This is a genomic window from Micromonospora sp. NPDC048843 (genome assembly GCF_040649965.1).
Taxonomy (GTDB): domain Bacteria; phylum Actinomycetota; class Actinomycetes; order Mycobacteriales; family Micromonosporaceae; genus Micromonospora; species Micromonospora hortensis.
Genome location: NZ_JBEZGJ010000128.1, coordinates 1 through 21,958, shown reverse-complemented (window position 1 = coordinate 21,958; position 21,958 = coordinate 1). Strand labels below are relative to the sequence as shown.

The window sequence follows — 21,958 nt, the reverse complement described above, 5'->3', positions numbered from 1 at the left end:
GGCCAGGGTGGTCGAAGACTCGCCGCTTGCCCGGGTCGTCCTTGCCGGAGACATAACGCTGGCCTGCTCGTTGAACCACCACGGCGGTAGGCCCGGTTCGTCGGCCACTGCACGCACCTCATCGAGGACGACTCCGTGCGGGATGACACCCGTGCGTTCATGCCACGAGGCGAGTGCACCCCTTAATACGATTCAATATACATTGCGTCGACGTCCCTGGTCACCCGTTTCGCGTCGTGGGCGAGCGCCATCGCGGCACCACCCACAATGAAGATGTCAGCGACGACTCCGCGGCGGACCAGCCGGTCGCCCAGGTGAGCGAAAGCGCGTTCGAGTTCCGCGCGCCCCATGAGGACGCCGTCTGATCCGCTCACGCCGCGGCCAGGTCGTGAACGGACAGGTACACGCCGTGCTTCCGGAATGCAGCCGGGGCCCATGCCAGGGCGTCGGCCCGGTGGATGGCCAGTTCGGCCGGGAACCATGCCCGGCGCAGAACACGTGCGTCGACCCATGCGGGCGGGGCAAGATCCGCCTGAGCCAGCAGGTGCTCCGCGAGCGCGGCAAGCAGCGCGTCCCACCGCGGGTCTCCGATTAGCCCGGGCTCATCCCTTAACAGGTCGGTCCTGGTTTCGGCGGGTTCCCAGCGGTACTCCTCCAGAAACTCCCATACGAGTTTCCAGCGAGTCTGGTCGGTGTCCGCGGATGCCAGATGGGTGGCCAACCTGGCCAGACTCATCGGTTCGTAGCTGGTGCCCATCGGGCAAGCCTCACCTTCGAGCCGACGGCTTCATCCGTTGCAGACTATCGCGGCACCGCCCGCGAACACTGCAGAGGTGAGGTGGCGACGGGTGCCCGATTTTGGGCCGCGCCCCTGCTCGGACCGTTCACTCATGCCGCGCCACGGCATCACCCTTGTGATCTTGGTTGTAGGCAGCGCAGTCTGTGACGTTGCCTGTCAACTAACAGGGGGTGCATGCGAGCGTGACTCTCAGTCAGGATGCGATCGGGAAGACTACGAAGCTGATTGATTTTCTCGCGGATGTGACAGCCGCAGTCGAACGGGATCCGGTTTGCGACATCCTGGAGGATCTCGACCTACCAGATCGCCTTGTCTGGCTCGATGCCCTGCCGCAGGGTGTCCATTGGGTAGCCAGCCCCGCCGACGATGTGATCATTCGTTTACGCCCGGCCCGGGCGCCAGCGGAGCCGGCGCCACCGGAGTTGCTGCACGAGTGGCTTGACATGAAGTCCATGCGTAAAGCAGGTGGTCCCGCGCCGCGCCTGTTGAGCGCCCCGCCTCAGGACGAGGACGGTCGCGCAGGGCCGCCCGGTCGGATTGTGCGTGCCTTCGACGCCTGGTCCGAACAGTGGCAGGCCTGGTCAGACGAGACACAGCGCGTACATGCGGTCCGGCGGCTATACGAGCAACTTGAGCGCGCTGCCAAGCTGTTGGAGCAGCAGAACGACGAGTACGAGCTCATTCTCGGGATCGGCCTGCTCCGGTGGACGGCCCCGGACGGCACGCGTTTTCGTCGCCACCTTGCGACCGAAGGTGTCGTGGCGCGGCTGGATCGAGCCACGGCTGAGGTATCGGTGTCGATGGGGACTGGACGCCGCCGGACCGAGGACCGGGAACTTCTCGGCGACCAGGAGTTGTTCCGCAGCGAGCGTGGAAGACCTCACCGTCAGGCGATCGTCGACGGCAACCGGCCATGGCTGGAGCTGCTGCGCCCGATCGTGGAGCTGCTGGAGGAATGTCTCGACACCGACGTGCAGACCGAAGCCCCACCGATCGTGATGGAAGACGAGCTGCCGCGCGCACCGACGGTTAGTCTCTCGCCGGCGCTGGTGGTACGTCGGCGCAGTCGGGTACTGCTGACCGAGGCCTACCAGCACATTGGTCAGGCGCTGCGCCAACCTGACACGCAAGTGCCCGTCGCGCTTGCTCAACTGGTGGTGGACACCGAGCCCGAGCATCGCAACCAGTGGCTCAAGCATCAGGGCGCTGCCAGCGGCGACGTCCTCGGCAGCGACCCGCTGTTTCCGTTGCCCACCAACGATGAGCAGATGCACGTCATCGAGCTGCTTCGCTCGGAGACGGGTGTCGTAGTCCAAGGGCCTCCCGGGACCGGCAAGACGCACACGATCGCCAACCTGGTGTCGGCACTGCTGGCTCGCGGTCAGCGGGTGCTCGTTACCAGCCAAAAGGATCAGGCGCTGTGTGAGCTTCGCGCGAAGGTACCGGCGTCGTTGCGTGACCTGTGCGTGTTGATGACCGATGGTAGGAACGCTGCAATCGAAGTCGGCTCGGGTCTAGACGCGCTGTCGGACCTGACGGCGGGCACGGACAACGAGACGTTGTCCAAGCTGGTGGAGGTGCTTCGCAGCGAAAGACATGAGCTGAGAGGGTGGTCCGCAGTAACTTGACCTGTCAATCCCCTGGAATCGTGGAGGGCTCCGTTATGCGGCCTGGTCCTCCAGGGCGCGGGTCTCTGATCGTTCGTAGTCGATGGGTGAGCGCCAGTCGCAGACGGAGTGCCGGCGGCGCCGGTTGTAGAAGTCGGTGATCCAGGTGGCGATCTTGATCCGGGCTTCGGTGCGGGTGCGGAAGTGACGGCGGTGGACGTACTCGACCTTGATGGTGGAGAAGGTGGCCTCGGCGACGGCGTTGTCGAAGCACGACCCGACCCGGCCCATCGACTGGCGTACCTTCCACCGGGCGCAGGTCCGGGCGAAGTCGGCCGAGGTGTACTCCCTGCCCCTGTCGCTGTGGAAGATCACCCCTTCGACGCTGCCGCCGCGGGTGACGGCGGCCATGTTCAGCGCGGCGACGACCAGCCCGGCGTCGTGGTGGGCACCCATCGCGTAGCCGAGGATCCGACGCGAGTACAGGTCGATGACGGTGGCCAGGTAGAGCTTGCCCTCGTCGGTGCGGATCTCGGTCATGTCGCCGCACCAGGCGACATCCGGCGCCGGCGCGGTGAACACCCGCTTGACCAGGTCCGGTGCGGCCGGACGCTTACCCTGGCGGGTCAGGCCCCGCCGGCGGCGCTTGACCCGGGCGGCCAAGCCCAGCTCGGCCATGAGCTGCGCGATCGTGTTGTCGGAGACCTGCCAGCCCTGCTCGCGCAGCTCGATGCCGATGCGCGGACTGCCGTAAGTGCCGCCCGAGTCGCCGAACATCCTCTGGACCGCGGCCGCCAGCCGGACACGCCGGTCATCACGGCGCGTTGGCGGCCGATCACGCCACTTGTAGAACCACGACTCGGACACCCCCAACGCCCGGCAGGCCACCGCGTGCGGCACGGAATGCTCGGTCCTCTGGGAAGCGATGAAGGCGGCCACGCTCACCGGCCCGTCGCTTCCTTGACCCACAGGACCACAGATCGCTTGAGGACATCACGCTCCATCGCCAGCTCCGCGTTCTCCCGCCGCAACCGTGCCAGCTCCGCCCGCTCGTCCTCGGCCAACTGCCCAGCAGCAGCCTCACCGCGAGTCTCGCGGTCCCTCTTCACCCAGTTAGCCAGGGTCGCGCTATTGACCCCCAGGTCGCGGGCGACCTGAGCGATCGACTTACCCGTCTCACGCACGATGCGCACCGCGCCCGCCCGGAACTCCGGATCGAACTGGCGTCTCGTCTCAGCCATGAACCTCTATCCCTCAAGCTCTGGCCTCCACGCTACGAGGGGAGGGGCACGCCTCCGTCCAGGCCTGGGAACACATCGACGCCCGGTTCGAAGGCGGCTGCACCCTGTTGCTGTTGCCCGAACAGGCAGCCGAGGGACGGGCGGAACTGGTCGAGCTGATCCGGCGGTGACGTGGAGTGATGCGCCAGTGATTGAGGACTGGGTCTACTTGATGTGATCCACCCCGTGTCCTCAGTCGCGCCGGTAGGTGTGGACCCGATCCAGTTCCTTCCAGCCGACACTGTCGTACAGCGTGACGGCAGCGGTACGGTCGCGCTCGCCGCCGGGTTCATCGTCGTCCACGATCAGCACCGCCTCTTTGGCGCCGGTCCGCGCAGCCTCGGCCATGGCCTGGTACCACAACTGGCGGCCAATGCCCTGGCCGCGGTATGCCGGTTCGACGCTGAGCCAGTAGATCTCCACGGTCTCACCGACGGGCTCGCACACCACCGCCCGCGCGACTTCCTTGCCGTCCCGGTGTACCCGTAGCTGCCGGCCCGGCGGCTCCGCCGAGGGTCCGACCTCCGCGAGCGGCCCCACGGGTACCGGAAGATCGACCAGCGGGCGGTGGAAGTAGCGGCCCATGTAGGTGGCTTCGAACCCGGCATCGAGCAGCGCCGCGTGCGTAGTCGGGCGGCTGCGTTCGAGTATGCCGTCGAAGCCGTGGTTGAGAGGCGTCGTGAGGGTGAACGCCTCGAACCTCCTCGCCTTCTGCGACAGTTCGCCCAGGGCATGTTCCAGCAGGGCTGCCACGGGCGCGGGCTCCTCGCGGGCGTGCAGCCACAGGACGTTGCCGCTGCGATCGGACTTGCGCAACGCATACGACACCACGCCCGCGACCCGGTCGTCGGTGTCGGTCAGCACCGTCACGGCTGGACGGTTCAACTCTGCCCAACGTTCGGCGTCGTCGGGTGAGTCGCCAGCCAGCGCAAGTGCCAGCATGGCGGCCTGCGCCGGCGGATGACCGGGCAGCGGATCCGCTCGTACCAGGGCGAGCAACGCCGATTCGTCGCCGTGCCGGTAAGGACGCAGTCTGAATGCGGTCATTTGGGGTCCCCCATCGTGAAGCTGGTGTGGTGTCGATCTGGCACGGCCACGACCTGGTCGAGGTCGTGCTGGTAACCGGCGTACTCGCCACCTGCGGCCAACAGTTCGTCGTGCGTGCCGGATTCGACGAGGCGTCCGTCACGCATGACCAGGATGCGATCGGCGACGGCCGCCGTGGTCAGGCGATGGGTGACGACCAGGACGGTGCGCTTGCGGCGGACGTCGCGGAGCCGCCGCAGGAATCGCACCTCGCCGAGGCTGTCGAGGGCGGCGGTTGGCTCGTCAAGCACCCAGAGCGGGGCGTCGCGGTAGAGCATGCGGGCCAGTGCCAGCCGCTGCCACTGGCCGACGGACAGATCGCGCCCGCCGGCGAACTGCTGGCCGAGCAGGGTGCCGGTGCCGTCGGGCAGGGACCGGACGAGCCCGCCGAGGCCCGCGTCGTCGAGGGCGGCGCGTATCCGGACCGGGTCGGGCGGTTGCTCAACCCGGCCGAGTGCCACGACGTCTGCCACGGTGAACTCGTAGCGTCCGTACTCCTGAAACAAGGCGCCGGTCATGCGCCGCACTCGGTCCTCGCCCAGCTCCCGCAGCTCGATCCCGTCGTAGGAGACCGTGCCTCGATCGGGGGTGAGCAGCCCGAGCAGCAGGGCTATCAGGGTGGACTTGCCGGCGCCGTTACGCCCCATAACCGCCACGACCTCGCCCGAGCCGATGGTCAGGTCGAGGCCGCGAATGCCCTCCGTACCGGTCGGGTAGGTGTAGGAGACACCACGGAGCTCGACCGTGGGTGGGGCGTCAGCCACACCGACGTCATGGGACGCGCCGGGGCCGATGACCCGAGGTGCCGCGGCCGCGTCGTCGATCAGGCGGATGTAGTCGCTGAGGTAGACCGAGTGCTCGCCCAGTTCGATGCCCGCGACCAGCAGGTCACCGACTGCGCCGGCGAGCGTGGCAAGAGCAACCAGCACCAGGAACAGCTCGCCCGCGGAGGAGGCCGGCACCGCGCCCTGACCAGCCAGCAGGTATGCCGCGCCGAGCAGTGCGGCGCTGGTTATGCCGGCCACGGCTGCCCATCGGACGTTACGATTTTGCACCCGGCATTCCCGGGCGATGTACTGCTCGCCGTATTCGCGGTGCCACCTGCCGAACGGTCCGGTCAACCCGTAGCCGCGGACCTCCTTGGCGACCGGGGCGTGCAGCAGCTGTTCCAGGAGATAGTCCTGCCGGATCGGGGTCGCCGCGTAGGTGGCGAGCAGGGCTCCTTTGGCGCCGTCGCGGTCCTGCCACGACGCGGCCAGGACCCAGACGGTGACCAGCAGGCCGAGAGTGTCGGTGACGATGAACCGCTTCCGGCCGTTGACCTTCTTACCGGCGTCGTAGCCGCGTGACTCGCGGGGCACAGTGTCGGCGCCCTTCACGCTCTGCGAATCGATGATCCCCGCCGTCGGCTCCGGGTCACGGCCGTGCGCCACCCGGATCTGTTCACGTAGTTCGGTCATGATCCGCTCGGTCACGCCCCGGTTGTTCAGTCGGGTGAAGTGCGCGTACACGGTCTGCCACGGCGGGAAGTCAAGGCGGCGGCATGGTCACGATGGCGAAGACGGCATCCAGCCCCGGCACCGGCTGCACCCCAGGTTGACCCACCGCACCGCCTGGACCGCCCAGCACGGCCCGCTGCCGATCATCGAAGGCACCGTAGTTCTGCTGATCGTCGACCGACTGCCCAGCGGCGCCACCGCGAACCCGACTCTGGCTCTGGTGGTCGCAGGCAACCGCCGGCGACGCCGAGGTCTACCTGCCCTGGCGGGCGTTCCTACGCCGCTTCAACATCGAGCACCCCTTCCGCATGCTCAAGCAAACCCTGGGCTGGACCAGCCCCAAGCTGCGTGACCGCACGCCGCCGACCACTGGACCTGGCCTGATACCGCACTCCACGGCGTGGCGCTGCTTGTAGATCTCCGGGTGTCGAAGGCCGGTGGACGGCTGCCGCGTGAGCTCGAGCGGCGCGGTCGCGGGCCTGGTCGGCCTTGATCGGGATGGTGGCTTTGATGCCCCGGGCGCGCAGCCAGGCGCGGTTGGCCTTCGCGCGGTCTCCGGGGTTCCACTCGGAACCCCGGAGACCGGCCGAACTGCCTTAGCCGTCGAGCATCGTGCCGAGCCACCGGACTCCGTCACGTTCCGGACCGTCGAGGACCGCCTTGCCCGCCTCGACCCGTTCGACGAGGGATGAGACCAGATTCTGGCTCGCAGCCTCGGCCGGCAGACCATTGCCCGGCCAGATCCGGCTCCGCCAGCCGAACTGATCGACCCCGGTGTCGGACCGGATGGCCAGGAGTACCACCAGATCGGTGGCATCTCCGTCCCGGGCCAGCGTCGTGTCGGTCACCGTGACCTCGCGGACGATGAACGGCGCTTCGTCGAGACGGAGCCGCACCCCATCGAGGACAGCTTCTTCGAAGTCCTCGCGTGACACGTCGAGCACTACTCCCGGAAGGCGGTGATGACCCCGTTGATGGACTGGTCCTGCGGCGAGTCGCACCTGGTGCTGACGACGACCCGCCAGGTTCCCTGGCCACCCATATTGTGGCGGTAGGTCTGCTGATTCGTCTGATGCGTGATCTGACCATAGGCGAGAGTCTGGGCTACGTTGGCGGAATCCGTGGACGTGAAGTCGCCGTGCCCCTCCTCGATGTGGTAGAGCCCGAATCCACCGGCACCGGTGCCGCCGTAGCGAAGCGGGACCGATGCCTTCGGATTGGAGCCGCAGGTGTAGGTGCCCAGCGAAGCGTAGTTCTTGTAGATGTCCCAGTCGATGTAGACCGCCTGGGCAGGGCCGCTCATGCCTACGACGGCAACAGCGGTGACTGTGGCGGCAGTTGCCAACACACGGGATCTGGTTCTCATTGCTCATCTCCTTGTCAAGGACGAACCGACGGTCGTCGGCTTCTTCCGGATGGTCGGGTCCACCGCCGCGTGGGTCACCCCGTGAGGTCCGGGAGCAGGTCCGGCCCCAGGAACTCCCCGGTCGAGGAACACCCGCAGGCATGCCCGTGGTGCGCGCTGTACCACAGCGTCGTCGGTTCGTTCCGGACTCGTTGGCCGGTGACGAAGCGGTCGAGGTCCGCGGCGGTCAGGTCCGGATCGGCGGAGAAACCACGCAGGTCGTCGATCTCCGCCGGATCGGATCGCAGGATCCAGCCGTCCGCCCGGGCGTAGTCGCTGGCGGTGCCGTCGTCCGGCCCTGCTCTCAGCCGCCACCAGCCGTCACCGACCCCGCTCAGGCGTACCTCGTAGCCGTCGCCACGAGGGCCGAGTCGGCTCTCCCGAAGCAGGGGCCGGCGACGACGACCCAGCGCGTTCTCCTCGACGGCCCTGATGCTGGCTCCCGGCCACGAGAAGTCGAAACGCCAGTAGGCATGATGGGTGTGCGCGAGGCAGGTACACGGATTGTCCGTGGCGCCGAATGCGATCCGGGGCCGAATCGCGCCACCGTCACTGAATCTCCATTGGCTCACGTAGCGGTACCAGGCCGCCTTGGTCTCGGACGTGAAGACGATCTCGTCGGAGGTGGCGTGGACCGCCAGCCCTCGAAAGTCGCCGAGGTCCGCATCCGGGGAGTGCACGTCGACGATGGTGACCGGAGGCTGTTCGCAGAGTCGTAACCCGCCGACGAAGTCGACGCCAGTGGCACGGAAACACGCCTCGTCGCCGAACCAGTCACGGTAGCTCGGACCACAACCACGATCGTTCGGCTCGTACTCCACGTTGAGGATAGGGACGTGTCCTCGGGACAGGACGGGAGCGCCCCGGTACTCCACCCGGCGAACCTCCACCCCGGACCTGTTGAGCCCACTTCCCGCCCGAGCACGCAGCACGTCGAACCGCCAGATCAGGTTGCCGTCACGGCGCACCTCGAAGGCCCAGGCGTCGAACTCGGGCAGTACCTTGCGGCAGCCCTCCTGGTCCGGGATGCCGCAACTGTCGTGGCTGGGCACCACCGCCTCGCCCTCGGCAGGAAGCAGGACCGTCGAGGTCAGCAGGTCGACGAGGTGGGTCCGGTAGAGGGAGTCGCCGGACGGTTCCCGGACAGCGACACAGATCAGACGCCGGTCACGGCCGTCGGCGCCCCGACGAACCACGAACGGGGGCATGGGGCGCCGGAGATCATCGGCGGAGACCTCCGGATACCTGGTGCGGACGACCCGCACCGCCAAGTCCCACTCCTGATCGGACGGCACCGGGATCCAGTCCGGCAGTAACCTGGGCTCGGCTGGACGAGCTGGATCGATCAGCACGCGCCGGTTCAAGGCGGTGTCGACGAAGATCGGCTGACCTGGGTTCTCGCCGGGGCGGAGTGCTGGATCGCGATCTCCGCGAAACTGCGGCGCGTCCAGCCCCGCGGCGATCCGGGCCTCCGACGCGAGTGCAGCAGGCGGTACGACCTCAAGAGTGGTGATGCGCAGTTCGTAGCCACCCAGGCGGATCCCATCCATCGCGTGGGCCGCAGCCGAGCCGGCAGCGGCAAGTGCCACTGTGGATGGGACGCCGAGGAGAACGCTGCGCCGCGACATGCCAGAAACGGTGGGCCGTTCGGCAGAATCGTCGCTCATGACTTCCTTTCCACGACAGCCACCCCGACTCGTCCAGCCAGCAGATGGCGACTCATACGCGGGTTCGATCCCTGCACGTCTCAACAGAGAGACTCCAATTACTGACACCAGTCAGGGTGATCCAACGATTAATGCGAGCCGGTATTGACCGACCAGCACCCCTGATGATTCAAGGACAACCCGCCGTGCCGGATCCAGGCTTATTCAGCGACTGACCGTCGCTCGACCGGTCGGCCAGGAAACTGAAACGCGAGAGTATCGAGCCGATCGGCGCCGAGCGAAGGATTAACTGAACGCTCGGGCGCAGGCCCGCGTCAGCGCAGAGTCCAGCGCCACCAACAAACGGCACAGGGCATCGCTGGTCGCTTCCGACGAGATGACATGTGAAGTGCTCCCCGTATTGACACCATTGCATCCACGATCGTTCTTTCACGGTAAACACGTCCGAAGGGTCAGTCGACCGCGAAGCGGAACTTTCTGTCTGTGTAGTCCTTTCTCGGCCGACCGGCAGCCGGCGACAAGTACGCCTCCACCCAGGTGGGCAGCCGGGTGGCCGGCGCATCGTGGGCGGAGCGCGAGCGACACCAGACGCGACCCTCGGACGTCGACACCGCTCGACGGGCCGCCGAGGCGCTGGGCGCCCTGCCCCCGCGTCCTATCCGGTGGTAACTTCCGGGCGTGGGCTCCGCGAAGAGTGACGCGGCGGGGCTGTCATGCGGCGCCTTCCGCGTCTGGGGAAAGTTCGGCGGCGTACTCGGAGAGCCGGGCGTCGAAGTCCGCGAGCCACTGGGCGTCAACGAACGCCTTGACGATGCGGCGGACCTCGAAGCTGGGCTCCTTGTCCTTTGTCCGGCGTAGGAAGCCCAACTCGATGGCCTTTGTCAGATGCGCATCGATCTGGTCCACCAGGCGGGCGCGTCGTCGGCTAACCGGCCTACTGTGCTGCGGACCATGCGCCCGAAGATTGGAATCCCACTGGATCAACCAACGCCCCGGGTACCGATGCCGCCACGGCCACACCAGCACCCAACAGCCCACCAACCGCCGGCGCAAGATCCTCTACCTCAGGGAAGACCACATCATCGCAAGACTCGCCGACCATCCCCGCCTCCCCAGCGGGATCCAGACTCCACATGACCTGGTCGCACTCCTGCACAAAAGGAAGATCACCATCGCCTCTGCGACCAGGAGCATTGCACACCAACCACAGAAAGATCCGCGCAGGTCAACCTGCGCGGCTCATGATCAATATGTGGTAATGATGCGCCCGAGGGGGATTCGAACTCTTGTACGTATCATTTGCGCTCCATTACGGGTGCACATTTATCGACTGACTGAAATGACCGTGCAGGCATCAAGCTGGAGCCCACTGCTTGGGTCCTGGTGAGTTTCAGTCGGCCGGCGTTGACGGCAACCCGTACCGCTCGCGTCCTTCGGTAGTTAGCGGACGAGGTTCACCGCCTTCGTCGATCTCTGAAATTCACCACAACCGCGCGCAGCGCCAGAGCATCCAATGCCGATCAGCGCGATGCAACGCGGTGCTCCTGCAACGCGCGGATCTGCGCTCGCACCGCCACGGCGAGGGTCTGGATCCGGATGAGTCGCCCGACCGCCGCGGTGTCGGAGCTGCGGTAGACAGTCATGGCGACGCCATATGCGACGACCCCTGCGCAGGCCGGCCACGAGCTGACGGCCGGCTGGGGCGGCGGTGGCTTGGCCTGGGTTCCCGTCGGCGCCTTCGGGCCGCAACAGGCTCCCGCGTTCCCTTGTGTTAGCCGTGTACGCGCGCGGCGACGGATACTGTCACAGGACTCTGCCAGCATGGCTTCATGTCCCTTGCCTCAGCAACCGTGCCGGTCGCACTCTTGGACGACCGCTTCTACGTGGTGGCGGTCAGGAAACTACGATCGGACCTGCTGAACATCGCGGTCTACTCCCGATTCACCAGCTTCTCCGCCCGTGACTGCCGCTGGGAGATCCGAGTGGCTGATGCAGTGGACCGTGGCGCTTTCGACAGCCTGCTCGTCCGGTTCGGGCACCGGCCGAAGGTGATTGTCGATGATCCGCGGGGACTCGCTGCGGTCCTGACCCGTGGGGGTTTCGTTGCGACAGCGATCGCCGAGGCCCTGATACGCGAGTTCTTGCCCTCGCTGCTTCGGCCGATCGAGTGCGTACGCGACGTGGCATCGTTCGTCCCCACGTTCGACCCGGGCCACGATCTCGTCGGCAGGAGAGCGCCGACTCGCAGACAGCGGGGCAATGTCCTGCGCCGTGACGGCCGTCGGTGCGCCGTGTGCGGTCGCAGCCCCGCCAACCACGTTGACCTAGAACTGGATGTCCACCACGTGGTTCCGGCACGCAAGGCCGGCCCCACTGTGGAGCACAACCTATTGACTCTGTGCGGCACCTGTCATGCGGGACTCGGGGAGGACCACGACCCGGGCCTGCGTCAACACGGGCACCTTCCAGGACCGATCTATGACCAGACGACGGCTCCGTTGCCGCCGATGATCGTGGACAACCTCGTTGACGGAATCGTCATCGACGGTCTGACCGTGATCGGCGCGCTGACCGCCATTGATCGTTCATCGCGGCGGGCGTACTGAGCAGGCGCGAAACTGACGACCTCTTCGGTTCGGTCGTATGCGAGGTTCGTAGGCGTCGGAGTCGACCCAGATCAGGGGCTTCGCTGGAACGGGCTGAGGTGAGACAGTCTCGAACCGTGGAGAGAACCGATGACGGATTCTCACGATCTTGGCGCACGCTTTGAGGATCCGCCACGATCACGAGAATCCATGGGCGCGGCGCCGAGACTCCTGGATGTCAAATTACGTAAGGGAGGGATCGCCGTTTGAACCGGGGTGCCTCCGGTTAGCTCGTTCCCTGCACTCCGGCATAGGCTGAACTGGCCCGGCTACTGATAGTCAGCCACAGACGGCCGCCACACCGATTACGTTGAGGCTCCCGCCATCCTACCGGGGGCCAATTGATGATCGCCGTGGCCTGGACCAGTAACATCCCAGATCTTTCGGTGCCGATCGATGCTCTGGTGAACCTTTCGCAGTTTGCCGTATCTGGGCACCCAATTGGAGCCCGCCGTGCCGTCGGGCCGCCGCCCCACTTGCGTCACCGAGCCTTCAGTGCGGAAGAACGCCCGATTTCCCGAGTCTCAAGGCAGCAGGGTCAGCGTCGGTCGTCTGGGTGGTGTCCGCCGGTGCATGACGGCACCGCCGGCAGGGATGAGTCCACGAATGTATGTCTCAAGTTCCGCGACTGTGAGGTGCAGGTCGTCGGCGGCATGGGCGACGAGCGACGGGCCTGGTTGTGCCGCTTGCAGTGCGTCGGCGATGAGTTGGGAGTGTTCAGGTGCGATACCCCGAGGCTCGCCGCTGCGGTAGCCGAGGCGGGCGAGGTCGACGCAGACGGCGCGGTATCCCCAGTCGGTGAGCAGCGACAGTTCGTGAAGCCGGTAGGCCAGCGCCATGGCCGAGACCTGCCATTGGCTGCGGGCGGCGATGATGTGCTCAGCGCTGGCGTTTCGTAGCCCGGAGGCCAGGATGCTGGCGCGTGGCATGAGGAGGGATCCGGCAAAGCGGTCGGCTTCACGTTCGGCTTGGGGGCCGCGAGCGGGTCGGGCGGCACCGGCGTGGAGCACGAGGTGCCCTAGTTCATGGGCGGCGTCGAAGCGCGTGCGCTCCGCGGTCTTGGTGGTGTTCAGGAACACGAAGGGGGTCGCGTTCCAGACGAAGGAGTAGGCATCGACTTCGCGGCAGTCCATGGCAACGCAAAAAACGCACACCCCATGGGCTTCCAGCACGTTGATCATGTTGTCGATGCCACCTGCGGGCAGTTCCCACTGGTTGCGGAGGGCCTCCGCAGCCTTCTCGGGGTCGGCACCGACCAGGTTGGGGACGTCCGGCGTTGGCAGCGCCCGCCGCTGGTCGATCCATCGGGCGAGCATGACGGCGATGCGGCCGGCGCTGCGGGCCATGTCCCGCTTCCCAGCAGTGATCTTGCTGAGTGCGCGGAAGCTGATCACTTCGACTGGAATCTCGTCAACATCGCCGCCCCGCAGGAAGGCGGTCGGCATGTCGAGTGCGCCGGCCAGGCGGTCGAGGTTGTCGGGGGACGGGCGCTGCGTTCCGTTCTCGTAGGCGAGCAGGCTCCGGGTCGTGATGCCAGCTAGCTTGGACAGCTGCTCACGCGTCAAGCCCCGTCGGTTACGGGCGAGCTTCAGACGGGAAGGTGTCAGCATCGGCTCATTGTTGATCAGTTACCCCGTGTGACGTCGTTCGGCTGGCGGCGACACCGGCGTCCCAGGTTGCTGCCACAGCAGCGCACCCCCTTCAACGGTACCGGTGCGTTGGCCATCCGCCCGAGGCTGTTGCCCGGCCGTGTCGGTTCATACCCTGCCGCGACCGCCTGAACGCACGGTGCCGCCGATAACCCCTCGCGCAGTGGGAACGATTCGGGTCGGCCCTGGTTCGCCCCGTCGGCCCGCAGGTGCCAGCTGCCGGCAGGCCGGACGGCGGCGGTGTCAGCGCCGGTCGAGCCTCGCTGCGGGTCTGCGACTCTCGGCGTAGGGGTCCCACTGCCTACGGGTGCCGCCTGGTCGCGACAGTCGAAACTCTCCATGTGGCCTCGTTGTGGTCGTCAGCTCTTCACGATACTGTCCCTCATCTGAGGGCGAAAATCCAGAAGTCCGTGGAGGACGGCTGCCGCTCTGCCCTGCTTCCCTACCTCGGCCCGATAGCAGGATTCGGATGAACCTCATTGACATGACCGCTGAAGCGTCCAAGGCCAGATCCTCGTCGCCCACGCTGGCGGACGACTACCTCACCGTCACCATGCTCTGCGGCGGCTTGGCGCAGATGGTCCGGTGGCGCAATCACCCACGATCGGGGGCAGCCGATGCGGGGCTGCTGCCGGCGTCGTGGCGCGTAGGCTTCAGCCGCGTGTGGTGGCGGTGCCTCGGCCAGGGCGTTGAGGGACCGGCGAGCGACCTGGAGCTCATGACGTGGTGCACGCGTCCATTGATCACCTGGGATGTGGACCTGGCGCTGTCGGACAGCGACCTGCAGCACGAACTCCTGGTTGGCGACGAGCTCTCGATGTTCGCGGAGCAGGCAGCCCGCCTCGCCTCGAGCACCGACGTCGAGGCCGAATGGGTGGAAAACCAGGTCTTCAAGGCGATCAGGGCTGCCGCGGCGGCCAACGGCGGGACCGACGACCAGCAGGTCGAGGCTGTCTACGCGGCGCTGCGCCGGTTACTGATCGACCGTCCGGTGCTCAGCGACACCGACCTGCTACGTCTGGAGCAGCAACTGCCGGAGGCCGACAACAGCGGACAGACCTACGTCCGCCGCCTGATCGAGCATGCCTACACCACTACACCCGCGAGCGGGACCTACAGGTATCTGACCTGCCCGGGATGCGGCAACCCGGTGCTCGACGGCGAGCCCTGCGGCACGCCGGGCTGCACCGGCGGCATTCCGGAGCCCAAGTCGGTCAAGACCAGCCGCCGGTTCTACGAACATCACCGGGCGACGCGGCGGTTCATCCACGACCCTGGCCTGGTCGAGGTTCGGATCATGGACGCGCTCAGCAAGGATCCCACCCTCGAGGGGCGCCTTGAGGTCGTGGCCTACCCCCGGTTGGACATGGTCGACATCCTCATCGAGTTCCTGCGCCGTGACGGTCGCGGCGAGGTCAGCGTCTGCGAGGTCTGGGCGGTCGACGCGAAAGACCAACTCAGCGCGCGGCTACTCGGTCGGCGATTCGAATGGCCCGCGGGATTCCCTTGCGACAAGCGGTTCCTGGCCGTACCCAAACATCGGGCCGACCAGGGCCAGTACCTCAAGGAGCTGAAGAGCGAGCTGGATGGCCGGCCTAGAAGCGCCGGCGTCACCGTCATCAGCGAGGACGCCCTGATCGAGTTGGTGAAGGTCCGCGTCAAGGAGTTGGCCGCATGAGGGACACCAGCAGTTGGTGCGAGGAACTCCAGGCTCGGCTGGAGGCAGCAGATTTTCCCAAGAACGCCCTGACCAGTGCGGAGTTCTGCCAGGCGGAACTCGGCCTGGCCTTCATGGCAGCTCATTTCCCGGGGGAACCGATCGGCGCAATGCCGGCCATCCTGTCGGGCTACGTCGCGGTGGCACACGACCTCGTAGCGACCGTCCGGCGGGTGCGCCACCGCATGCGTGACACCGCCCGTCGCGCCTACTGGCGCAGCACCCTCAACAAGTACGTCGCTCTACCGGCGGCCATCCGCGCGTTCGAGCGCGTTGACGACCCCAATCGGCGCGTCAATGACCGGACGGTCTTCGAGCCGAAGGCTACATCGGTGGTCGCGGAGCGCGACCGGTTCTACGCTGCGGCGATGGCCGACGCACTGGCCTACAGCCCGGTACGCGGCCAGCACCCGCCAGCACGGGCGGGCGGCCGGTACGTCTTCAAGGTGGGCGACCACCGGGAGATCGTGCAGTTTCCCGACCACCTGCCGTCGGCGCCTCCGCTGGTGGCGCTGCCCACTGTCGCCGGCCGAAGCCGCCAACCGTGGACGGTCGATGTCGACAAGGACATCGTCACGACCGCCCATGCCGTAGACGAGCAACTGCGCGAGCGGCCGGATCTGCGCCAGGGGCACTACACCAAGTGGGTCGCCGAGATGCGACCCAGCGTCGTCGACGCAGCCTCCGGCCGGTTGGTAGACCAGCCCTCGCAGTTCACCATCAACGGCCTGGAGCACTGGGTCGGACTGATGAACTCCGGCAAGACGACCCTTGCCGACCTCCTGACCATCAATCGGGTCCGCGAACACGGCGACCGGGTCTGCTTGGTGGTCGGCTCGGTCGGCGACGTCTACCAGAAAGTCTCCGCCCTACGAAACCTCGGCATCGACGCGGTCCCCCTCATCGGCCGCAGCGCGAGGTCAGAGCACATCGGCCGATACTGGACGACGCATATCGACCAGGCCGCCGAGCTGTTCCCCTCCGGCCAATACCGCCCGGACCCGGCGGCCGAGTACGCCAACGCCTCGTGCCTGCTAGAACCGCTGCGGGTGACCAACCAGGCCACCTGGACCCCCCTGCGCCCCGAGGAGTTTCCCTGCCGGAGCCGGCTACGAACCGTCGACACCAAACAGACCCGCATCCACGACTGCCCCCTGTTGACAGTGTGCCCGGCGCAGAAAGCCCTTCGCGAGATCACCGCGGCCCAGGTGTGGGTGACCACCCCGCAGTGCCTCGTGGCCAGCCGGGCGGAGCCCGCATCGGAGTCCATGCGGTGGCTCGAAGCGGTCCAGCACCACATCGACCTCATGATCATCGACGAGGCGGACGCGGTCCAGCAGGTCTTCGACCAGAAGTTCGTCCAGACCGAACAACTGGTCTCCAGCGACAGCGGCTGGACCCACCGGATGGTGGACTGCACCAACCAGGGGCTAGCCAACGGCGAGATGGCGGCGGTGGTCCACCGCGGAGTCCAGGAGTGGCACCGGCTGCTGCTCATCCACCAACAGGCCGTGTTCAGCCTCAACCAACTCGCGCTGGCCGAATCCGGCCAGGCCCTGAGGACGCTGTTGGGCGACACGACGTTCACCGCCCACGCGCTGTTCCGCCAGGTGGCCCGCACGCTATACGGGTTGGCACCGCACACCGACGGCGACAAGGCGGCTGAGGACGCGGCCGAAGCCTTCTACGAACAGCAACTGCAGGCACTTGCCGAACAGCCGCTGGTCCGCCATGGCCACGAACTCGAAGCGGCCATCGACCATATGACCAGACTGCCCCGCGACGATGACCTCGTCCGGGAAACGATCGATTCCTGGATCAACGCGAGCCTGTCGCCCCAGCACACCAGCCGACAGCGCATCGACCTCGACCGCGACCTGCTGCACCTGATCATCGAGGCAGCGATCTGGTCCGGCCGCATCACCACGACCTTCTTCCGCATGGTCGGGCTCTACCCGTCGGTCCGCGAGCCGCTGCGCCTGCCCGACGACGAGATGTTCATGCTCGCCCAGCCCCCGCGCGACTACCGGCCGCTGGTACCCGAAGCCCCGATCGGCAACCTGCTCGCGCTGAGGTGGGCGGCAAGCCGTAGCGGCGGCGCCTCGCTGCAGATCGTTTGGGTCCACGGCGTCGGTCGATGGCTGCTGCACCACGCCCATGACCTGCTGGAATGCGAGGGCGTCGCCGGACCGCATGTGATCATCACTTCAGCCACGAGCTGGATCCCCGGATCGTCCTTCTACCACATCCCGCAGACCCCTAGCCTCGTACTCCGCCAGCAGGAACGCGACCGGAAGGCACTGCGGACCTCGACCATGCTGGTCAAGCCCGGTCGGACCCCAGCTAACGACCCGATCTTCGTATCCGGCCGCGCCGGGCCGGCCAGGGCGGACGCGCTGCGTCAGATGGTCTCCTATCTGTGCGACGTCACCCCCGGCCGCCACCGCAGCCGCATCGACGACCTCCGGGCCGCTCTGCCCGACGACCGGCGGCAGGTTCTGCTGGTCACCCTCTCAGGCCGCGACGCGCGGCTGGTCGCCGAGCACATCAACCACAAGAGCGCCCTGTCCGCGCGGTACGTGGTTCCCGATGCCGGCGGCCCTCAGGACGGCGGCATCCAACGTCGGCTGATCGCCCGTTTCGGACACAGCGACGACGACATCCTCGTCGCCGCCGAGATGTCCATCCAACGCGGCTACAACATCCTCAACGCCAACGACACCGCCGCCCTCGGGGCCGTCATCTACCTCACGCGGTCCCACCCGCCGCCATTCGACCTCGGGTTCCCGCTGTCCCTGGTCAACCAGATGGCGATGCGGCACCTACAGCACCCCTTCGAGGCCCTGCCCGGCGACGTCGGCGCCTACGTCCGGCAGATGCGCTACGCCGCACGTGACCTGTGGTACGACCTCATCGGCCACCCGGTGGTCTTCCGGACCCTTGACGAGGACTACCGGCCGGCGTTCGTGGCCAACAACCTCGTCCCCATGAGCCAGACAATCGGACGCACCATCCGCGGCAACCAACGCACCACCGCCTGGTTGTGCGACGCCGCGTTCGCCGAACGGCTGTCGACCGACGACGACGCACCCGACACCAAACGCACCAGCCTCGTCGTAGCCACCGACGCGTTCCTGACTGGCCTCCTGAGCCCACCGAAGGCCGCCGCCGACGCCGAGGAACACCGGCAACACGCCGTCAACGTGGCCGTGTGGGAACTGATGTGCCACCTCGTACAGACCAACCAGCCACTCGGATCCCGAAGGAAGCACCCACGTGGCCAAGATCAGTGACCGGATGCAGCTCACCGCATTCACGCTCGCCCCCGACGCCCGCTGGGACGTCCACTGCAAGATCGCCGGCTTCCCGAAACCATGGCTGGACCTGCTAACCCGGGAGTACCACGCCAGGCCGGAGATCAAGCCCGGTTTCTCGCTGCCCACCCGCAGCCTCGTCGACCTTCTCCTCGGCATCGACCCCGCCGTCATCCACGTCAACTGGAACCTCGCCAGCGACCGCTTCATCGTGGCATTCGCCGACGTCGACCCCGCCATCCTCACCGTCGCCGTCGGCGCCTGGGCCAGCACCGCCGTCGCCCCCGACAGCACCACCGACTGGTGGGACGCCTTCGATCCGGACGACCTACGGTTCAACGAAACTCCAATCAACGCCCTCGACCACGCCGAACGTCCCAACGGAACGGCAGCCCCGTCGGAGTGCATGTATGACCTGCTCCCCACCCTCCTAGCACAGTACGTACGCGAGCACGGGCTCCACCTGATCGGCAAGCCACGCGAGTCGCTGCTCGGCCCGCCCAGTCCGAACAACCACCGCAGCCTCGTGCTGCTGCCCTTCTCCGAGGTTCCCCAGACCGGCGGTGGCCTGACCACAGCCAAGATTGAATTTCACGTCGAGACGATTCCCCACCGAGGGCTGCCCAGCATCCACGCGGATCTGACCAGCAGCCGCTTTCCCTTGCAGCCCGTGGCCTATATCCCCCAACGCGGCGACGGTCCCGCCGGCGCCACCATCCTGTTGCACGCCCCTGACGGATTCCTCGACGAACGCGGGGCGCATACACTGCTGGCCGCCAAGGCGCAGCACCGGTACGTCAAGGGAGGTCAGAAGACCTGGCAGTGGACCCCCGGACTGGCCGGCACGTTGGGACGTCTTACCCATCTGACTTTTCCCGCGCCGGAAAAGGTGTTCGCTGACCCCCGGGCCGCCCATGAGGAAGGCAGGATCCGCGCCTACATTCTCTACTCCGAAGGCACCAAGAGCGACGCCGAAGACTTCGACGTTCTGGAACAGTTCAAGCCTGACGAGAACGGCAAGCGCAAGGCTCGATCGCTGCGACACGGAGCCAAGACCGGCTTCGTTCCCGCCGATCACATGCACGTCCGCGAACAGCTCGCGAATATCCTTGAACCGCTGGGGATCCAGCCATTGCCCGAAGCCCGACGCGTCGGAACGCGACCGGCCCGGCACATCACGCCGACCCACGACATCGCCGAAACCTACGCCCTGGAGCTGTGGACGCAGTCCGACGACACCCGCCAAGCCATACTCGCCGCCCTGCAACTGCACCACGGGCTCGAACCCCGCCCAGACCCGACCGACCCCGCCACCATCCACTTCACCGGAGACCTCAACCTCGCCGTCCACCTCCGCGAGGTCGGCGCCTTGGGGGCCGGCATTGAACGCCCCGACAAGGACCGGTCCGTTGCCACCCTCCGGGGCAGCCACGCCAATCACGTGCAGAACCAGATCGGCCCCGCGAGCCAGCGCGCCGCAGCGATCTTCGAACTCCACGGACCCGATTACTTCGCCCGCACCCGCACCATCGACCCCAAGCCCTCTCTGAAGAAGGCGTTCGCCCGAAGCGGACGGCGGTTACAGTGCATGAAACCCGCCATCAGGTTCAAGCCACCGGCCAACCCGCCGACGAATCCGAAGAAGATCCCGACCCCGTACCCTGGCACGGTCTTCACCAAGGGCACCATTCACCGAGCCTCTGCCAGCGTCCTCGACGCCCTACGTCAACTTGGCCGCCTCGGCCGCCCACAACTGGACGAAGCGCTGGCCGGTATGGAGTTGGTTGGGATTTGGCTGCACCACCTCGACGGCGCGTGCGTGCCGCTCGTCGTACGCATGCCCCCCGAAGGCGAGCCCGCCGCCCACCTCGCCACGACCAGCGCCACGCCCGTACCGCCCATGCCCTACAGCGACCTGCCCCAAGCCCTAGCCGCAGGGAAAGGACGCATACCGGCAGGCAAAAACCAGCAGGCGATCCTCTCGCGGTTCCTCTCCAACGTCCTCGGTGTCGACGAAACCTCCGTCATCGACGAGCATGACCGCGCCGTCTTCGTCAAAGCCTACGGATTCCGCAAGTGGGGATGGAACTGGATCCAGGACAAGAATATAGCCGTCAACAGGCTCGTGCTCCCGGGGCACACTTTCGACGACGACCAGCAACCCCCGTCGTTCCTCACACCCCAGCAATGCCCAGGCCTGAGAATCATCCGCGTCCGAGACCGGAGCACAACTCAGGAGGTGGCCCTGGGATTTCCGCCCGACTACGACACGCACAGCCCGCGCGGTGACGGCCTCTACACCTTCGACGACCACGTCTACTACTCGATCAATCCCCGCGCGGAACAGATGCAGACCCCCCTCACCGCGACCAAGATCGACCCCGACGTACTCGCCAACCACCGCTTCCGGGCATCCAACGAAACGCCGCTGGAGATCCTTCCCGCCTTCCTGCAAGCTGCCGATACGCCGGACGCGTTCGCCGACCTCACCCAACTGCTGCGACGCAGCTACCTGCACACCGAACAGGCCACGCTTCACCCGGCGCCCATACACCTGTGCAAGCTCGCAGCCGAATACCTGTAGTGAGGACCGCCCGCTGACGGTGGTCCGCCGGCTCCGGTCAGCTACCACCGGCTGTTGTCGGCGTACCTCGTTTCTATTCGCAGGAAGCGTGGGGCACGTTCGCAGGTGCGGGCATTCACCGCCACCGGCTTCTTCGAAGGCCAGGACGTTGGTAATTCCATGCTGTGCGTCCTGGCGGCCATCGAACAGGCCTCTATCCGGTCCGCTCCTGAGCGCCACCACGCCCGATCACCGCCCGGGTCGCGGCTTCGGCAACGCGCCGAGCCGCGTGCGGTGCATTCGGAGCTGGTTCCCCCGACACCGCACGCGGCTACTGTCCCCTACTCGGATGTGGGCGATGCGACGTGGTTTACCTGCGACCACGTGCCGGCGTGATCTGCCACCCGGGCCAGTGGATGGGGCTGGCCGGTCATGGCCGACAGCGCGTTGGCCACGTCGTGCAGATCAGCCTTGATGTAGGTGGTGGTGGAGGATCCGGGGCTGTCGGTGTGTCCGGCGTAGGCGCGGGCGATGCCGTAGCCGAAGTGCCGTTCCACCCAGGTCAGGGTGGTGTGGCGCAGCCAGTGGGTCGAGATGCCGTGCACGGCTACCCAGGGCAGGCGCTCACCTAATACTGCAACGGCAGTAGGCGAATCGAGTTCGGCTCGCGTTCGTTGGTCTGCCTGTGACGGACGTTGATGTCGATCGTTGGCACGGGGAGTTGGAC

At 66.7% G+C, this 21,958-nt stretch carries 17 protein-coding genes and 2 pseudogenes; 6 read left to right on the top strand and 13 right to left on the bottom strand.

The features are described 5' to 3' along the window. The first annotated feature begins 236 nt into the window (after nucleotides 1-236). Entirely contained in the window at nucleotides 237-365 is a 129-nt protein-coding gene (locus AB0C20_RS25670) for a hypothetical protein (protein ID WP_357568899.1), read from the top strand. A gap of 5 nt (nucleotides 366-370) precedes the next feature. On the opposite strand, the gene AB0C20_RS25665 is transcribed toward AB0C20_RS25670, so the two are convergent. Continuing rightward, the gene (locus AB0C20_RS25665) at nucleotides 371-757 is read right to left on the bottom strand and encodes a hypothetical protein (RefSeq protein WP_357568898.1); all 387 of its coding nucleotides are present in this window, start codon (nucleotides 755-757) and stop codon (nucleotides 371-373) included. 224 nt (nucleotides 758-981) lie between these two features. On the opposite strand from AB0C20_RS25665, the gene AB0C20_RS25660 reads away from it, so the two are divergent. Next, nucleotides 982-2,427, top strand: a complete 1,446-nt coding sequence (locus tag AB0C20_RS25660) for an AAA domain-containing protein (RefSeq protein ID WP_357568897.1) — start codon at nucleotides 982-984, stop codon at nucleotides 2,425-2,427. Nucleotides 2,428-2,460: 33 nt separating this feature from the next. Here AB0C20_RS25660 and AB0C20_RS25655 read toward each other — a convergent pair whose 3' ends face one another. From AB0C20_RS25655 to AB0C20_RS25610, 10 genes and pseudogenes are all read right to left on the bottom strand, one after another. After that, a complete protein-coding gene (locus AB0C20_RS25655; protein ID WP_357568896.1) occupies nucleotides 2,461-3,351 on the bottom strand; it encodes an IS3 family transposase in 891 nt (296 codons plus the stop codon). Then, complete coding sequence (locus AB0C20_RS25650) at nucleotides 3,348-3,647, bottom strand: transposase (RefSeq protein ID WP_357568895.1); 300 nt, start codon at nucleotides 3,645-3,647, stop codon at nucleotides 3,348-3,350. Before AB0C20_RS25650 ends, AB0C20_RS25655 begins: the two co-directional genes overlap by 4 nt. A gap of 231 nt (nucleotides 3,648-3,878) precedes the next feature. Beyond that, the gene (locus AB0C20_RS25645; protein WP_357568894.1) at nucleotides 3,879-4,733 is read right to left on the bottom strand and encodes a GNAT family N-acetyltransferase; all 855 of its coding nucleotides are present in this window, start codon (nucleotides 4,731-4,733) and stop codon (nucleotides 3,879-3,881) included. Next, nucleotides 4,730-5,797, bottom strand: coding sequence for an ABC transporter ATP-binding protein (locus AB0C20_RS25640; RefSeq protein WP_357568900.1), 1,068 nt, complete (start codon nucleotides 5,795-5,797; stop codon nucleotides 4,730-4,732). Before AB0C20_RS25640 ends, AB0C20_RS25645 begins: the two co-directional genes overlap by 4 nt. Nucleotides 5,798-5,851: 54 nt before the next feature. Then, nucleotides 5,852-6,304: pseudogene (locus AB0C20_RS25635) on the bottom strand (transposase); the annotation flags it as partial. A gap of 563 nt (nucleotides 6,305-6,867) precedes the next feature. Beyond that, a complete protein-coding gene (locus tag AB0C20_RS25630; protein ID WP_357568893.1) occupies nucleotides 6,868-7,206 on the bottom strand; it encodes a hypothetical protein in 339 nt (112 codons plus the stop codon). A gap of 8 nt (nucleotides 7,207-7,214) precedes the next feature. Further along, nucleotides 7,215-7,637 (bottom strand): hypothetical protein, encoded by a 423-nt coding sequence (locus AB0C20_RS25625; RefSeq protein ID WP_357568892.1) that lies wholly within the window; start codon nucleotides 7,635-7,637, stop codon nucleotides 7,215-7,217. Nucleotides 7,638-7,711: 74 nt separating this feature from the next. Beyond that, the gene (locus AB0C20_RS25620; protein WP_357568891.1) at nucleotides 7,712-9,343 is read right to left on the bottom strand and encodes a hypothetical protein; all 1,632 of its coding nucleotides are present in this window, start codon (nucleotides 9,341-9,343) and stop codon (nucleotides 7,712-7,714) included. A 711-nt stretch (nucleotides 9,344-10,054) separates the two neighbouring features. Continuing rightward, nucleotides 10,055-10,249 (bottom strand): hypothetical protein, encoded by a 195-nt coding sequence (locus AB0C20_RS25615; protein ID WP_357568890.1) that lies wholly within the window; start codon nucleotides 10,247-10,249, stop codon nucleotides 10,055-10,057. A gap of 614 nt (nucleotides 10,250-10,863) precedes the next feature. Then, a complete protein-coding gene (locus AB0C20_RS25610) occupies nucleotides 10,864-10,986 on the bottom strand; it encodes a hypothetical protein (protein WP_357568889.1) in 123 nt (40 codons plus the stop codon). A gap of 186 nt (nucleotides 10,987-11,172) precedes the next feature. On the opposite strand from AB0C20_RS25610, the gene AB0C20_RS25605 reads away from it, so the two are divergent. Next, nucleotides 11,173-11,949 (top strand): HNH endonuclease signature motif containing protein, encoded by a 777-nt coding sequence (locus AB0C20_RS25605; RefSeq protein ID WP_357568888.1) that lies wholly within the window; start codon nucleotides 11,173-11,175, stop codon nucleotides 11,947-11,949. Nucleotides 11,950-12,512: 563 nt separating this feature from the next. Here AB0C20_RS25605 and AB0C20_RS25600 read toward each other — a convergent pair. Beyond that, complete coding sequence (locus AB0C20_RS25600) at nucleotides 12,513-13,598, bottom strand: XRE family transcriptional regulator (RefSeq protein ID WP_357568887.1); 1,086 nt, start codon at nucleotides 13,596-13,598, stop codon at nucleotides 12,513-12,515. 523 nt (nucleotides 13,599-14,121) lie between these two features. Between AB0C20_RS25600 and AB0C20_RS25595 the strand changes: the two genes are divergently transcribed. Genes AB0C20_RS25595 through AB0C20_RS25585 form a run of 3 tightly spaced genes read left to right on the top strand, consistent with a single transcriptional unit; the run spans nucleotide 14,122 to nucleotide 21,252 of the window. After that, entirely contained in the window at nucleotides 14,122-15,315 is a 1,194-nt protein-coding gene (locus AB0C20_RS25595) for a hypothetical protein (RefSeq protein ID WP_357568886.1), read from the top strand. Beyond that, complete coding sequence (locus AB0C20_RS25590) at nucleotides 15,312-18,647, top strand: hypothetical protein (protein WP_357568885.1); 3,336 nt, start codon at nucleotides 15,312-15,314, stop codon at nucleotides 18,645-18,647. The genes AB0C20_RS25595 and AB0C20_RS25590 overlap by 4 nt, the downstream gene beginning before the upstream one ends. Next, a complete protein-coding gene (locus AB0C20_RS25585; RefSeq protein ID WP_357568884.1) occupies nucleotides 18,631-21,252 on the top strand; it encodes an RNaseH domain-containing protein in 2,622 nt (873 codons plus the stop codon). Before AB0C20_RS25590 ends, AB0C20_RS25585 begins: the two co-directional genes overlap by 17 nt. A gap of 320 nt (nucleotides 21,253-21,572) precedes the next feature. On the opposite strand, the pseudogene AB0C20_RS25580 reads toward AB0C20_RS25585, so the two are convergent. After that, nucleotides 21,573-21,958, bottom strand: a pseudogene (locus tag AB0C20_RS25580) (hypothetical protein); the annotation flags it as partial.

Coding starts and splice junctions, on each gene's coding strand:
- AB0C20_RS25665 (WP_357568898.1), bottom strand. CDS start 757: ATGGGCACCAGCTACGAACCGATGAGTCTGGCCAGGTTGGCCACCCAT.
- AB0C20_RS25650 (WP_357568895.1), bottom strand. CDS start 3,647: ATGGCTGAGACGAGACGCCAGTTCGATCCGGAGTTCCGGGCGGGCGCG.
- AB0C20_RS25645 (WP_357568894.1), bottom strand. CDS start 4,733: ATGACCGCATTCAGACTGCGTCCTTACCGGCACGGCGACGAATCGGCG.
- AB0C20_RS25625 (WP_357568892.1), bottom strand. CDS start 7,637: ATGAGAACCAGATCCCGTGTGTTGGCAACTGCCGCCACAGTCACCGCT.
- AB0C20_RS25620 (WP_357568891.1), bottom strand. CDS start 9,343: ATGAGCGACGATTCTGCCGAACGGCCCACCGTTTCTGGCATGTCGCGG.
- AB0C20_RS25610 (WP_357568889.1), bottom strand. CDS start 10,986: ATGACTGTCTACCGCAGCTCCGACACCGCGGCGGTCGGGCGACTCATC.
- AB0C20_RS25605 (WP_357568888.1), top strand. CDS start 11,173: ATGTCCCTTGCCTCAGCAACCGTGCCGGTCGCACTCTTGGACGACCGC.
- AB0C20_RS25600 (WP_357568887.1), bottom strand. CDS start 13,598: ATGCTGACACCTTCCCGTCTGAAGCTCGCCCGTAACCGACGGGGCTTG.
- AB0C20_RS25595 (WP_357568886.1), top strand. CDS start 14,122: ATGACCGCTGAAGCGTCCAAGGCCAGATCCTCGTCGCCCACGCTGGCG.
- AB0C20_RS25590 (WP_357568885.1), top strand. CDS start 15,312: ATGAGGGACACCAGCAGTTGGTGCGAGGAACTCCAGGCTCGGCTGGAG.